The 13,036-nt window shown below is 67.6% G+C and carries 14 protein-coding genes and 1 pseudogene; 12 read left to right on the forward strand and 3 right to left on the reverse strand.

Features of this window, described 5'->3' with window-relative positions; genetic code table 11:
- Positions 1 to 493 precede the first annotated feature (493 nt).
- The 9 genes and pseudogenes from ACFXI3_RS45600 (at position 494) to ACFXI3_RS45640 (ending at position 8,279) form a co-directional block, all read left to right on the forward strand.
- On the forward strand, positions 494 to 1,018 hold the full coding sequence (locus ACFXI3_RS45600; RefSeq protein ID WP_344269273.1) for a YlcI/YnfO family protein: 525 nt from the start codon (positions 494 to 496) through the stop codon (positions 1,016 to 1,018).
- A 76-nt stretch (positions 1,019 to 1,094) separates the two neighbouring features.
- On the forward strand, positions 1,095 to 1,940 hold the full coding sequence (locus tag ACFXI3_RS45605; protein ID WP_378408364.1) for a DUF4097 domain-containing protein: 846 nt from the start codon (positions 1,095 to 1,097) through the stop codon (positions 1,938 to 1,940).
- 20 nt (positions 1,941 to 1,960) lie between these two features.
- Positions 1,961 to 2,920: an ATP-binding cassette domain-containing protein gene (locus tag ACFXI3_RS45610; RefSeq protein ID WP_378408366.1), complete on the forward strand. Its 960-nt coding sequence runs from the start codon at positions 1,961 to 1,963 to the stop codon at positions 2,918 to 2,920.
- Positions 2,917 to 3,732 carry an ABC transporter permease gene (locus ACFXI3_RS45615; RefSeq protein ID WP_378408367.1) on the forward strand — a complete coding sequence of 272 codons (816 nt, stop codon included), beginning with the start codon at positions 2,917 to 2,919 and terminating at the stop codon, positions 3,730 to 3,732. Before ACFXI3_RS45610 ends, ACFXI3_RS45615 begins: the two co-directional genes overlap by 4 nt.
- A 13-nt stretch (positions 3,733 to 3,745) precedes the next feature.
- Complete coding sequence (locus ACFXI3_RS45620; RefSeq protein WP_378408369.1) at positions 3,746 to 4,936, forward strand: cytochrome P450; 1,191 nt, start codon at positions 3,746 to 3,748, stop codon at positions 4,934 to 4,936.
- A gap of 206 nt (positions 4,937 to 5,142) precedes the next feature.
- The gene (locus ACFXI3_RS45625; RefSeq protein ID WP_378408371.1) at positions 5,143 to 5,907 is read left to right on the forward strand and encodes an aminoglycoside N(3)-acetyltransferase; all 765 of its coding nucleotides are present in this window, start codon (positions 5,143 to 5,145) and stop codon (positions 5,905 to 5,907) included.
- Between the two features lie 117 nt (positions 5,908 to 6,024).
- Positions 6,025 to 6,999: pseudogene (locus ACFXI3_RS45630) on the forward strand (type III PLP-dependent enzyme); the annotation flags it as partial.
- 60 nt (positions 7,000 to 7,059) lie between these two features.
- Positions 7,060 to 7,452 (forward strand): adenosylmethionine decarboxylase, encoded by a 393-nt coding sequence (gene speD, locus ACFXI3_RS45635; protein ID WP_344269788.1) that lies wholly within the window; start codon positions 7,060 to 7,062, stop codon positions 7,450 to 7,452.
- Positions 7,449 to 8,279, forward strand: coding sequence for a spermidine synthase (locus ACFXI3_RS45640; protein WP_378408373.1), 831 nt, complete (start codon positions 7,449 to 7,451; stop codon positions 8,277 to 8,279). Before speD ends, ACFXI3_RS45640 begins: the two co-directional genes overlap by 4 nt.
- A gap of 547 nt (positions 8,280 to 8,826) precedes the next feature.
- Here the strand turns inward: ACFXI3_RS45640 and ACFXI3_RS45645 are convergent.
- Positions 8,827 to 9,297 carry a MarR family winged helix-turn-helix transcriptional regulator gene (locus ACFXI3_RS45645; protein ID WP_344269290.1) on the reverse strand — a complete coding sequence of 157 codons (471 nt, stop codon included), beginning with the start codon at positions 9,295 to 9,297 and terminating at the stop codon, positions 8,827 to 8,829.
- 61 nt (positions 9,298 to 9,358) lie between these two features.
- Between ACFXI3_RS45645 and ACFXI3_RS45650 the strand changes: the two genes are divergently transcribed.
- The 3 genes from ACFXI3_RS45650 (at position 9,359) to ACFXI3_RS45660 (ending at position 10,927) form a co-directional block, all read left to right on the forward strand.
- Positions 9,359 to 9,754 carry a cupin domain-containing protein gene (locus ACFXI3_RS45650; protein WP_378408375.1) on the forward strand — a complete coding sequence of 132 codons (396 nt, stop codon included), beginning with the start codon at positions 9,359 to 9,361 and terminating at the stop codon, positions 9,752 to 9,754.
- A 51-nt stretch (positions 9,755 to 9,805) separates the two neighbouring features.
- Positions 9,806 to 9,943, forward strand: a complete 138-nt coding sequence (locus tag ACFXI3_RS45655; protein WP_344269295.1) for a hypothetical protein — start codon at positions 9,806 to 9,808, stop codon at positions 9,941 to 9,943.
- Between the two features lie 114 nt (positions 9,944 to 10,057).
- Positions 10,058 to 10,927 (forward strand): nuclease, encoded by an 870-nt coding sequence (locus ACFXI3_RS45660; RefSeq protein ID WP_378408377.1) that lies wholly within the window; start codon positions 10,058 to 10,060, stop codon positions 10,925 to 10,927.
- On the opposite strand, the gene ACFXI3_RS45665 is transcribed toward ACFXI3_RS45660, so the two are convergent.
- Both ACFXI3_RS45665 and ACFXI3_RS45670 read right to left on the reverse strand, forming a co-directional pair.
- A complete protein-coding gene (locus tag ACFXI3_RS45665) occupies positions 10,887 to 12,056 on the reverse strand; it encodes a GyrI-like domain-containing protein (RefSeq protein WP_378408379.1) in 1,170 nt (389 codons plus the stop codon). The two genes, ACFXI3_RS45660 and ACFXI3_RS45665, sit on opposite strands and share 41 nt — an antisense overlap.
- A 16-nt stretch (positions 12,057 to 12,072) precedes the next feature.
- Positions 12,073 to 12,804, reverse strand: a complete 732-nt coding sequence (locus tag ACFXI3_RS45670; protein ID WP_378408381.1) for a phosphotransferase family protein — start codon at positions 12,802 to 12,804, stop codon at positions 12,073 to 12,075.
- Between the last annotated feature and the right edge of the window lie 232 nt (positions 12,805 to 13,036).

Here is a 13,036-nt window from a genome sequence, read left to right on the forward strand (position 1 = left end):
AGGTGGGGGGGGGGGTTGGGGGGGTGCGGGGGCGCCCGGTGGGGTGGTTCGGGTGGGGGGGGCGCGATGAGCGGGCCTACCTGGCCGAGTTCGGGGTTCCCCTCACGGACCTCGGCAGCAACGGAGCCACGCGGCCCGGCTGGCCGCAGGCGGTGCTCCGCATCTCCTGGCCAGCCACCGCTACAACGAACCCGCCACACACCGCACCACTGAGACAACCCCAATGTGGCATTGGGTGCATGCGACGCACCCAATGTGGCGTTCGGTGCGCCTGACGCACCCAATGCCACATTGGGGCGTTGCGGATCGTGGCGGCGGTGGCTCAGATGCGGGCTTTCCCTGCTGCGGGATCGGGTGGCACGCCATCGCGGCACCTGATTTTTCGGATGGCACCACCCTCTGAGCTGGGGATTCGCTCTCAACGGTGCCGTAGTGGTGCCAAAGTGAGCCAGCATGGCTTGTGGTGGTGCCAAGCGTGTGCCATAGTGGTGCCATGGACTTGACCACGTACGTAAGCAACCTCGGGCGGGAATTCGCGACGCTGGCCGAGGCCAGTGGCGAAGAGGGGCGCGCGCTGGTCGAGCGGCTGACCGGATCGCTCGAATCGGCGATTCGGATGACCCTCCTGGACACGCTGTCCGGCGCCGTCGACGAGATCACCCGGGACCTCGCGCCCGGCTCGGTCGAACTGCGCTTGCGCGGCCGTGATCCGAACTTCGTCGTGGCCGCGCCGCCTGCTGAACCCGCTCAGCCCGCCGCGGCCGCGGCCGAACCGGCTCCGGAGCAGAGCGAACCGCTGTTCTCCGAGGACGGGCCGTCGGCGCGGATCAACGTGCGGTTGCCCGAACAGCTCAAGGCCGCGGTCGAGGAAGCCGCCGCCAAGGAGGGTCGTTCGGTCAACGCCTGGCTCGTCCGGGCGGCCACCGCGGCACTGCAGCAGCGGCCCGAACGCGAACAGCGTTTCGAGCAGCCCGGCGGCAGTTTCTCCAAGCAGAGCTTCACCGGCTGGGTCCGGTAGCTCCCTTCTTCGCTAACTCCTTCACCCGTCTCTGACCTGCGGAGACGGCACACCTAACCGAAATGTGGGGACAACCATGCCTAAATTCGACACTCCCGAACCGATTTCCGTCACCGTCGACCTCGGCGTCGGCCACGTCCGGTTCGCCGCGAGCGACCGCGTCGACACGGTCGTCGACGTCCGCCCGACCGACGAATCGGACGACTCCGACGTCAAGACCGCCAAGCAGATCCGCGTCGAGTACAGCAACGGCGCGCTGCACATCACCGGCCCGAAGATGCGGGCGTTCGACTTCTCCCGCAAGACCCGCTCGGTCGACGTGACGGTCGAACTGCCCACCGGCTCGCGGGTTTCCGCCGAGGTGCAGGCGGGCGCCTTCCAGGGCTCCGGCGAACTCGGGCAGGCGCGGCTCAAGACCGCGGCCGGGAACGTCAGCCTCGACCGCACCGGCCCGCTGCGCGTCGACACCTCGGTCGGCCACGTCACGGTCGACGGGGTCGCGGGCGACGCCGAGGTCACCACGGCGTCCGGGCGGATCCGGCTCGGCCCGGTCGACGGGGCCGCGGTGATCAAGAACTCCAACGGCGACACCACGATCGAGTCCGCGGGCGGCGACGTCCGGGTGCGCGCGGCCAACGGCGACATCACGGTCGAGCACGCCGGCGCGGGGGTCGACGCCAAGACGTCCAACGGCGCCATCTCGCTCGGCGAGGTCGTCCGCGGTTCGGTCGTGCTCGAGAGCGCGATCGGCGACCTGCGGATCGGCATCGCCAAGGGCACCGCGGCCTGGCTCGACGTCAAGACCAACTTCGGCCACGTGCGCAATCAGCTCGAGACCTCGGCCAGCCCGGGGGAGTCCACCGAAACCGTCGAGGTCCGCGGGCACACCGCGTTCGGCGAAATCGTCATCCACCGCTCCTGATCACAGTCTTGGAGAAACCTGTGTCCAGCAACCATTCCCGGCCGGCGATCGCCGCCGCCGGACTGCGCAAATCCTTCGGCGACCACCTCGTGCTCGACGGCATCGACCTCACCGTCGCCCGCGGCACCGTCTTCTCGCTGCTCGGCGCGAACGGCGCGGGCAAGACCACCACGGTCAAGATTCTGTCCACTTTGATCAACGCGGACGGCGGCGCGGCGCAGGTCGCCGGGTACGACGTCTCCTCGGAAGCCGACGGGGTGCGCGCCTCGATCGGTGTCACCGGGCAGTTCTCCGCGGTCGACAATCTGCTGACCGCCGAGGAAAACCTGCTGCTGATGGCGGATCTGCACCACCTCGACCGGTCCACTCGGCAGCGGCGCGCGGGGGAGCTGCTCGAACAGTTCGATCTCGTCGAAGCGGCGAAGAAGCCGGTGTCGACCTTCTCCGGCGGCATGCGGCGCCGGCTCGACCTGGCGATGACGCTCGTCGGCAGCCCGCGGGTGATCTTCCTGGACGAGCCGACCACCGGCCTCGACCCGCGCAGCCGCCGGGCGATGTGGGAGATCGTGCGCAAGCTGGTGGCCGGCGGGGTCACGATTTTCCTTACCACGCAATACCTCGAAGAAGCCGACGAACTGGCCGACCGGATCGCGGTGCTCGACCACGGCCGGATTGTCGCCGAGGGCACCGCGGAAGAGCTCAAGCGCCAGATCCCCGGCGGACACGTCCAGTTGCGCTTCGAGGAAGAGGCCGACCTCATCCACGCGCAGCGCGGGCTGAGCGAGGCGTCCCGGCAGAACGACGCGCTGGTGCTGCGTGTGCCGAACGACGGCAGCCTGCAGTCGCTCAAATCGCTGATCGACCGGCTCGACTCGCTTTCGGTGAAGGTCGACGAGCTTTCCGTGCACACCCCTGATCTCGACGACGTTTTCCTTGCCCTCACCGGCAACTCCACTGACGAAAAGGTGACTTCCCGATGACTGCTCCCGCTCTCGCCGGACCCGATCTGCGCTTCCACCCGGTCCGCGACTCGATGACCATGCTGCGCCGGAATCTCAAGCACATGCTCCGCTATCCGTCGCTGACGATCATGCTGGTCGGCATGCCGGTGGTGTTCCTGCTGCTGTTCGTCTACGTTTTCGGCGGCACGCTCGGCGCCGGGTTAGGCGGGGCCGGCGGCGGCAGAGCCGAATACGCCAATTTCGTCGCGCCGACGATTCTGCTGATGACCATTACCGCCACCGTGCAGGGAACGGCGATTTCGGTGGCGATGGACCTGACCGAAGGCGTCATCGCCCGGTTCCGGACCATGCACATCGCCCGGGTTTCGGTGCTGACCGGGCATGTGCTCGGCAGTGTGCTGCAAGCGTTGTTCGGGCTCGTGGTGGTCACCGGGGTCGCGTTGCTGGTCGGTTTCCGGCCCGCCGCCGGTGTCGGTTCGTGGTTCGCCGCGGTCGGGTTCCTCGTGGTGGTGGCGCTCGCGCTGGTGTGGCTGTGTGTCGCGCTCGGACAGGTGAGCAAGAGCGTCGAATCGGCCAGCAACACGCCGATGCCGTTGCTGCTGCTGCCTTTCCTCGGCAGCGGGTTCGTGCCCGCGGATTCGATGCCGGGTGCGCTGCGGTGGTTCGCCGAGTACCAGCCGTTCACGCCGATCATCGAGACCCTGCGCGCGCTGCTGCTCGACAAGCCGCTCGGCAACCACCTGTGGTTCGCGCTCGGCTGGTGCGCCGTGATGGGCGTCGGCGGCTATCTCTGGTCCAAGAAGCTTTTCAATCGCGAATACGCACACTGAAAGGGGCATGGGGATGACTGGGGAAGACGTTGTGCAAGGGGTTCCGATGGGGCGGGCGCAGGGGTGTCCGTTCGATCCGCCGCCGTCGCTGACCGAGGTGCGGAACCGGGCTCCGCTGACGCGGATGGCGTTTCCGGACGGGCACGTCGGATGGCTGGCCACCGGGCACGCGGAGGTGCGGGCGATTCTGGGGGACCAGCGGTTCAGCAATCGGTACGAATTGTGGCACTACCCGTTTCCCGGGATGGAGCAGTTTTCGGAACTGCCGCCGGCTCCGGTGGGGGACATGACGGGGATCGACGCGCCGGAGCACACCCGGTTTCGGAAGTTGCTGACGGGGAAGTTCACGGTTCGGCGGATGCGGTTGCTCGGCGATCGGGTCGCTGAGGTCGCGGACGAATATTTGGATTTGATGGAGAAGGCCGGTCCTGGCGTCGATCTGGTCGCGGCTTATGCGCATCCGGTGCCCGCGGTGATGATTTGCGAACTGCTCGGGGTGCCGTATTCGGATCGGGCATCGTTTCTCGGATCTGCCGCGGCGATCAACGATATCGGTCTTTCCGAAGAGGAGAGGATGATTGCTTATGGCCAGTTGCAGGACTATGTGGCTTCGTTGGTACCGGCTAAGCGGTCCACGCCCACGGATGACTTGTTCAGTGATCTGACCAGCAGTGATTTGACTGACGAGGAACTGGCTGGGCTGGGGACGTTCCTGCTCGCCGCTGGGCTGGACACCACGGCGAATATGGTGGCGTTGGGGACGTATGCGCTGTTGAAGAATCCGGAGCAGTGGGCTGTGGTCCGGGATGAGCCGGAGGCTGCCGGCGGGGCGGTCGAGGAGTTGATGCGGTATCTGTCCATCGCGCACACCGGGGTTCGGGCCGCGTTGACGGATGTTGAGGTCGGGGGACAGGTGATTCGGGCTGGGGAGTCTGTGGTGCTGTCGGTGCAGGCGGCCAATCGGGATCCGGTGAAGTTCGAGCGGCCGGATGAGCTGGATGTGCGGCGGGTCGCGACTGGGCATGTGGGGTTCGGGCACGGGATTCATCAGTGTTTGGGGCAGCAGTTGGCTCGGGTGGAGATGACGGTGGCGTTGCCTGCGTTGGTTCGGCGGTTTCCGACGCTGCGGGTGGCGGGGGAGGTGCCGTTGCGGTCTGAGTATCAGAATATTTTCGGGGTTTTGCGGCTGCCTGTTGAGTGGTGAGTTTCGGGTGCGGTGGACTCCCTCGCTTTTGATTGTTTAACACTGGCTCGGCGCTATCAAGGGCGCCTTCGGCGTCGCCTCGCGATGGCCGGAGGCCACCCTTGACAGCGCCGAGCCAGTGCTAACTGCGGCGGGGGCGAGGGGCGGGGGTGGAGTGGTCGTCTTGGCGAGTTGGCTTTGGGCGTTGCGGATGGGGTGTGGTTGTTGTGGTTGACGCGGACGTGGTGTGTGCGGGGGTTCGGGAGTTGGGGGTTGCTGAGGGTGGGGTGGTGATTGTGCATTCGTCGTTGTCCGCGTTGGGGAACGTGGATGGCGGGGCGGATGCGGTGGTGCGGGGGTTGTTGCGGGCGGTGGGTTCCGCGGGGACGGTGGTGGTGCCTGCGTTTACGCCGCAGGTGGCGGATCCGTTTCCGGAGGTGTCGGGGCCGGGGGACGCTGAGGTTGAGGAGGCGCGGGGGCGGGTGCCGTTGTTTCACGAGGGGCTGGTGACGCCGATGGGGGCGGTTCCGAACGCGTTGCTGAGGTGGGAGGGGCGGTGCCGCAGCCGGCATCCGCAGGCGTCGGTGGCGGCGGTCGGGGCTTCGGCCGAGGAGGTGACGCGCCGGCAGCCGCTGGGGTATGCGGTGGGGGCGGGGTCGCCGTTTGACTGGCTGTATCGCGAGCGGGCGCGGATTGTGCTGCTCGGGGTCGGGCATGATCGGAACTCGTTCCTGCACTACGCGGAATCTCTGGTGCCGCGTCATCGGCGGAAGGTTCGGCGGTTTCCCTACCTGGTGGACGGGGAGCGGGTGTGGGTGCGGACCGACGACGTCGGGGACGACAACGGGCGGTTCTTTCCTCAGGTCGGGGCGGAATTCGGCGAGACGGGCGGCGTGCGGCGGGGGAAGATCGGTGCGGCGGAGTGTCAAGTGATGGACTGTGTACCGTTCGTAGGCTTTGCCCAGCGGCGGCTGGGTGAGCTGCTGCGGTGAAACCGGCACCTATACTCGGGCGTTGTGACTGAAGGGTTCTCGCGGGTGGTGGAACGGTGCCGGGCGTTCCTGGAGGAACGACGGCCGCCCACGCCGTGTCTCGTGGTGGACCTTGACGTGGTGCGCGGGAACTGCGAGCGGCTCCAGAAGATGGTGCCGGAAGCTCGGATGTACTACGCGGTCAAGGCCAATCCGGCGCCGGAGGTGGTGCGGGTACTTCGGCAAGCCGGGGCGGGGTTCGACGTTGCCGGGCGCGAGGAGATCGAGTTGTGTCTCGCGCAAGGGGTGCGGCCGGAACTGCTGTCCTATGGCAACACGGTGAAGAAAGCGCGGGACATCGAATTCGCGCACCGCTTGGGGGTGCGGCGGTTTACCTTTGACAGCCTTGAGGATCTCGAGAATCTCGCGGAGTTCGCGCCGGGGGCTACTGTTTCTTGCCGGATTCTCGTGGACAGTCCGGGTGCGCTGACGCCGTTCGGGCGGAAATTCGGGTGTGCGCCGGACATGGCGGTCGACCTGTTGGTTCGGGCGGCCGAGTTGGGGCTTGATCCGGAGGGCGTCGCGTTTCATGTGGGGTCTCAGCACAGTGATCCGCGGGCTTGGGAAGCCGGGATCGCTGCGGCGGCGGAGGTGACGCGCGCGGTTGCGGAGCGCGGGGTTTCGTTGCGGGGCTTGAACATCGGCGGCGGTTTTCCGGTGGGGTATCTGACCGCGCCGCCGCCGTTGGAGGAGTACGCGGCGGTTATTCGCGAGTCGGTGGGGCGGCATTTCGCGGTCGCGCCCGCGTTGTCGTTCGAGCCGGGGCGGGCGGTGGTGGCGTCGGCGGGGGTGATTCGCAGCGAGGTGGTGCTGGTGTCGCGCAAGTCTTCGACGGACGAGCGGCGCTGGGTGTACCTCGACATCGGCCGGTACGGCGGGCTTGCCGAGACGGAGAACGAGGCTATCGCGTATCGGCTGGTTACCGCGCATGACGGCGGTCCGGACGGGCCCGTGGTGATCGCGGGGCCGACGTGCGACGGGGACGACGTGCTTTACCAGCGCACGCCTTATCGGATGCCATTGGCGTTGCGGGCGGGGGATTACGTCGACATTCCGAGCGCCGGCGCGTACACACAAAGCTACTCTTCGGTGTCGTTCAACGGATTTCCGCCGTTGCGGTCGTACTTCGTCGGCGGGGAGGCCGCTGGGGTCGGGGAGTTCGCCGGACGGCATGTGCTGGCCGAGTTTTCCGGGGTGTCCGCGGAGTTGCTCGACGATCCGGCCTTGTTGTGCGAGAGCTTGGAACGTGCGCTGGACAAGGCCGGCGCGACGGTGTGCGAGTTGACGTACAAGCAGTTCGAGCCGCACGGCGTGACGGCGATGGCGCTGCTGTCGGAGTCGCACGCTTCGATTCACACGTATCCGGAGCGCGGGTCGGCGTTCGTGGACGTGTTCACGTGCGGGCGCAAGGCGGATCCGGAGCTGGCCGTTCAGGTGCTGCGCGATTTGCTCGGCGCGAGCGTTTCGCGGGTCACCACTATCCACAGAGGACAGGAAGACAGTTGAACATCGAGGAACCAGTCGGCGCTGGGCTGACCCGGTTGTGGCAGGTCTCGGACGTGCTGGTCGACACGCGGACTGCCTGCCAGCACGTGGTGATCGGCAAGACGGCGCAGGGGATTTCGCTGTTCTGCGACGACGAGCGGCAGAGCACCGAGTTCAGCCAGCTGGTGTATCACGAGGCGTTGCTGGTGCCCGCGCTGTTGCTGGCGTCCACTGTGGACCGGGTGCTGGTGGTCGGGTCTAGCGAAGGCGTGGTGTGCCAGATCGCGGCCGAGGCGGGGGCTTCGGTCGATCACGTGGACATCGATGTCGAGGCGGTTCGGCTTTGCGCGGAACATCTTCCGTACGGGTACTCGCCGGCTGAGCTGGCCCGGGCGGAGCGTGGCGAGGGGCCGGTGCGGGTGCATTACGCCGATGGGTGGGAGTACGTCCACACCTGCGGCGAGAAGTACGACGTGGTGCTGGTGGATCTGCCGGACGAGCAGGATTCCACGGAGGCTCAGCACAATCGGTTGTACAGTGCGGAATTCCTGGCTCAGTGCCGGTCGTTGCTGACGCCTGGCGGGGTGGTCGCGTATCAGGGCGGGTGCCCGACGTTGTGGCGGAACTCGACGTTGGTGAAGTGCTGGCGTCGGTTCGAGGAGGTCTTCCCCTCGCCGGTTTACTTTGGTTCGCCGGAGCACGAGTGGGCGTTTTTCTTCGGCACGGACGTGGAAGCGCCGGTGGAGAAGATGGTGGGGCGGTTGGAGGCGCTGTCGTATCGGCCGGTGACGATTGACGCTTTGACGTTGCGTGGGGCGACGGTTCCGCCGATCAGCCTTCGCCGGTGAGCGGTACCGGGCGGAGTCTGCAGTTCTCCGTGCGGCCTTTGCTCAGCCGGACCGGTGCGTTCCCGGATTCGGCAAGGGCGTCGGGGTCGTGACGGGCTCGTCGGACGGGCCGGTGTTGCCGGACTTCGTTCCGGGTTCCCAGCCGGCTCCGGGGACCTGGCCTTGAGGTCGCGGGTTGAGCGGCGGCTGGTAGACGCGATCGCGGATTGCGTCGCTGGGGGCGCGGTCGCTCGTCGCTGAATGTGCGGGCTTCGGCGCCGGGCTGCTGTGGTGCGGGGGATGCGCGCTGGCGGGCTTCGCGGCGGGCGGCAGGGGAACCGGCGAGGTTGGCGAGGCGGCGGCGGGGGAGGGCGAAGCGGCGGACGGGGAAGGGGACGCCGGAGTCGAGGAAGGGGCGGAAGCGGCAAGCGGAGTGGGCTGTGGCTGTTCGGTGCTGGACGTCAGCCCCACGGTCACCGCGATTGCCGCCCCGGTCGTTGCGGCGGCGGCCAGCAGGAGTCCCCGTCTTCGATGCATGAGCGGATCCAACTGCCGCTCCCGAGCGGTGTCAAGCGCCGGAGAACCAGCCTGGCAGGTCCAGTCGGGCGGACTCCGGCGAGGCGACCTTCCGCAGGTCCTCTTCCAATGCGCGAAGCCGTCCGGCGCCCAGGGTTTCAGACCACTCCGCGCGTAGTCGGTCGAAGATCTGCGCTGACTTGGCGAGGCAGTCGAGGCCTCGGTCAGTCAGCCGCACCAGCATGCGGCGGCCGTCGTCGGGGTCGCGGTCTCGGTGGACGTAGCCGAGTCGTTCCAGGGTGTCGATCGTCTTGCCCGCGGCCTGTTTGGTTACGCCGAGGGTGCGGCCGAGGTCGACGGCGGTCGTGCCGGACGGGCCGATCGCCTGGAAGACGAAGCCGTGCATCGGCCGTACGTCGGGGTGGCCTTGCTTCGCCAGTTCGGCGTGCAGGTCGTCGATCAGGCTGCGGAAGCCGAACAGCAGGCGCAGCGGCAGTTCGTATCCGGGCGGATCGCTTGACATGGGTAGACAACCTCGTTGACTATATGGACAACCGTGTTGTCGATTGTAAGGGGAGTGGCAAGTGGTGGTCATCAGGGACAGCCGTCGGACGGAGACGCCGAACGCGGTGATGACGACGCTGGCGTCGCCGACTCAGGGCGGCAGCCGGCAGGCGGTCTGGAGAGTCGAGATGGCACCGGGCGCGGTCGGGCCGGTGCATGCGTTCGATACCGAGCAGGTGTGGACGGTTCTCGGTGGCGGGGCGGAGATCGAGCTGGGCGGCGTCGTTGAGGTCGTGCAGGAGGGGGAGACGGTGGTGATGCCCGCCGACGCCGAGCGGCAGGTGCGGGCCGATGCGGACAACGGCATGGTGGCGATCGTGTGCGCGCCGGGCAGTACGCGGGTGTACCGGACGGGCGTGGTGCCGGCGTGCGCGACGGCGGACGGGGACAAGATTCTTCCGGACTGGGTGGCCTGAGCTGTGGCGGGCGTCACGGAATGTTCGGCGATCTTGAGCGCTACAACGGATATGTCTGCTCCCACCACGCCGCCCGCCGCGTCCGAAGAAACCGCCTCGGTCGTTCCCGTTCTGGACGACTTCGACTTCCCGCTCGTCGACGGTGCCGCTTGCCGTATCGACGACCCGGATTGCGAAGCCTGCCAGTAATAACGCACGTACGGGGCGTGACGGGTGGTCACAACACGAGTGACCGCTTGGTGACGGCTCGGGAAACACGGTAACTGCCGGGCACTTCCGGCAGTTACCGTCATTCCGCGGGCGTTGACATTGATCAAAGGTCATTTCCGGGTCGTCGGGGCTTCGCCGGACGGGGACTCGGTCCGGTTCTATCCCGACCGGGCTGACGCGTTTTCCGCCGCGAACCTCAAGGTGCGCACCAATTCCCGGGGCGGGGTGCAGTTGCGCCTCGACGGGATCGACGCGCTCGAGACGCATTACCGGCCGCGCGTCGCGGGGGCCGAGTTGTGGCGTCAGCCGAAAGAACTGGCTGACGCGGCCGGGGCAGAACTGTTGCGGTACCTCGGTTTCACGAAGGTCGAGCGCGACGAGGGCGGTCGCGTTTCCACCAGTATGCCGGGCGAGACGAGCGGGCACATCCTGACCCGGTTCGCCGACAAGTACGGCCGCGCGGTCGCTTTCGCGTTTCCCGGGCAGCGGGCGGGCCGGTCCACCGACGGCGGAGACGTGCATCTCGATCCGAAAGCGCTGAAGGCGTCGGCGAATTTCCGGCTGCTCGAAACCGGGCTGGCGTATCCGACATTCTACTCCAAGCTCTACCCGGATCTCCGGCAGGCGATGGCCGACGCGGCGGTCGCGGCGCGCACCGCGGGCAAGGGCGTGTGGGAGCACGACGTGACCACCAGCGGGTTCCGGCTGACCAGCCGCGCCCAGTTGCGCGACGACGTGGTGCTGCTGCCGAAGCTGTTCCGCCGCCTCGTCGATTATTTGAGCCTGGACGAGAGCGACGGCGTCTCGCTCGCCGGGTTCGCGGACTACGTCGACACCCGCAACGACCGGCTTTTCACCATCCCGGACGGGCACGCCACCGAACTCCACACGCTCCTGTCCGTCCGGCGGCAGACGCTCAAGCTCACGACTCCGCCGGAGCAGATCGTGTTCCAAGAGGCTTGACCGGCTGCCGCAGAACCGTCTTCAACTTGTCGGGCGCGGTGCGGCGTGGGTCGCTCAGGTAGATCTCGTGGTGGTCGCCGTTGAACGTCAGGCCGTGCTCAGGCAGGTATTCGTGGTGGAGCCGGTTCAGCGTGGGCGTTTCGTCGTCGTACGAGCCGAGGTGCAGGATCTGGACGCTCGTGCCCTCCGTCAGCGTGCGTAGCCGAACTCCGGCGAGCGCGGGGTTATCCTTCTTCTTCGCGACGCTTTCAGCGGCCTCCCGGACCATCTCCTCGGTGACCCAATTCGGCTGGCTGATCAGCATCGTCCAGTCCCATTTCTCTTTGTCCCGAGCGAGAAAAACGCTGGGGTCGTCCGCGCGCCACAGGCCCTCGAGCGGTCCGACGACGAAGTCCCGGCCGAGGTTTTTCTTGCTCGCGAACTTCACCGTATAAGCGATTCCGTACAGCGCTTCGACGGCGTTCGCGTACTCCGCGGCGGTGTTCGGGTCGCCGTGACCGTCGGCGGCGAGGTACTGGAGCGCGGGCACGTCCACGACGGTGAAGTCCTTCGACGGCGGCGAATACAGCGCGCGGTGGGCTTTCTTGACGTCGTACTTGTCCACCGTGGTCTCCTTGGTGAGGACGCTTTCGGTCCAGGTGAGGTCGGCCGTGAGCATGGCTTCGCTGTAGTCGAAAATCGCCGCCGCCGCGTCCGGCAAGGGTTCCTGGCGGGCGCGCGTCGCCCGGACTTCGGCGAGTTGTTCGCGCAACGCGGCGAGCCGCGCGGTCAGCCCGGCGCGCACTTCCGGGTCCGGCAGGCAGGGGCTGTTGGCCATCGCGACAAGGACTCGCGCGTGGATCGGGGTCAGCGCGGTGAGCGCTTCGCGGGTGGCCTCCGCGCACAGTTCGACGCCGGCCCGCGTGGCCTGGATGGTCGCGCGAGATTTGCCGGAGCGGGGAGCGCCGGTGGCTTCGATCAGGCCGCGCTTGGCCAGTTTGTCGAGGACGTAATAGATCGAGGAGAAACCGAGCGCGGTCCACGTGCGGATGCCGCGTTCCTCCACCACCCGCTCCAGCGCGTAACCGTGCTGAGGCTGCTCGACGAGCAGGCCGAGGATGGTCAGTTCGGCGTCGGTGAGGGCGGCCATGCCAGCTATTCTAGTACTAGAATAGCTGGGCCTCCAGGACCGCGACCTCCGGTGCCGGGTCGAAGCCGTGCCCGACCAGGAAGTGGACGACCCGCAGGCTGCGCAGCGACCACCACGCGCGGAGCACGTCGAGGTCGATGCCGCCGCCGTATCCGGCCAGGACGTCGCCGAGGTGTTCCTGGTGCGCGAGGGTCAAGGCGGCGAGGTCGAAGTGGGCGTCGCCTTGGGCGGCTTCGGACCAGTCGAGAACGCCGCTCACCTCGTCGCCCTCGATGAAGATGTGCGCGACCTGCAGATCGCCGTGGATGAACACCGGGGTCCGCGGCTGGAGCGCGGCTTCGGCAAGACGGCGGTTGCCGGTGACCAGGTCGGCAGGCAGGACCTCGTTCTCGATCAGCGACGCGCATTCGCGGTCGAGGTCCGCGGCGAGTTCGTCGAGGTTGAAGCCGGGGGTCGGCGGCAGCGGTGCTTCGTGCAGTTTCCGGGCGGCGGCTCCGGCCGCGGCCCAGGCTTCCGGCGACGCGGTCGACGGTTTTCCGGGACGACCGAGTTCCCGTCCGGGCAGCGCGGCGAGGGCGAGCACGGGCGGTTTCCGCCACAGGATCTCCGGAGTCGGGAGCGGTGCCAGCGCCATCGCGGCGACCTCGGCGTCGGCGCGCGCCTGGTCGGTGTCGACCTTCAGGAACACGTCGCCGACGCGCAAGGTCGCGCGTTCGTGGTGGGCGACGACGATTTCGACTTCCTCCATGCCCGCGATTGTCACGAAGACGATCACGGACGGCACCGGATTTTCGCGCGAGCGGCGGCGAGTACCCCCAGCACCCGCCCCTCCCCCTCGATCCCGACGGCCCCGAGATGCGGTCCGTGAGGGGAACCCTGAGGGACTCTGATTCCCTCAGGGTTGCCCTCACGGCGGGGTCTTATACACATATCCGATCCCACGAGACCAACGTCTATCTCGGATGGCGGGTGGTGGTTGT

Origin of the sequence: Amycolatopsis sp. NPDC059235, assembly GCF_042754125.1 — a bacterium.
Classification (GTDB): Bacteria; Actinomycetota; Actinomycetes; order Mycobacteriales; family Pseudonocardiaceae; genus Amycolatopsis; species Amycolatopsis albidoflava.

Bases quoted from the DNA above. Each gene is read 5' to 3' on its own strand.
- ACFXI3_RS45600 (WP_344269273.1), top strand. From the start codon at position 494: ATGGACTTGACCACGTACGTAAGCAACCTCGGGCGGGAATTCGCGACG.
- ACFXI3_RS45605 (WP_378408364.1), top strand. From the start codon at position 1,095: ATGCCTAAATTCGACACTCCCGAACCGATTTCCGTCACCGTCGACCTC.
- ACFXI3_RS45615 (WP_378408367.1), top strand. From the start codon at position 2,917: ATGACTGCTCCCGCTCTCGCCGGACCCGATCTGCGCTTCCACCCGGTC.
- ACFXI3_RS45620 (WP_378408369.1), top strand. From the start codon at position 3,746: ATGACTGGGGAAGACGTTGTGCAAGGGGTTCCGATGGGGCGGGCGCAG.
- ACFXI3_RS45645 (WP_344269290.1), bottom strand. From the start codon at position 9,297: ATGTCAAGCGATCCGCCCGGATACGAACTGCCGCTGCGCCTGCTGTTC.
- ACFXI3_RS45655 (WP_344269295.1), top strand. From the start codon at position 9,806: ATGTCTGCTCCCACCACGCCGCCCGCCGCGTCCGAAGAAACCGCCTCG.
- ACFXI3_RS45665 (WP_378408379.1), bottom strand. From the start codon at position 12,056: ATGGCCGCCCTCACCGACGCCGAACTGACCATCCTCGGCCTGCTCGTC.
- ACFXI3_RS45670 (WP_378408381.1), bottom strand. From the start codon at position 12,804: ATGGAGGAAGTCGAAATCGTCGTCGCCCACCACGAACGCGCGACCTTG.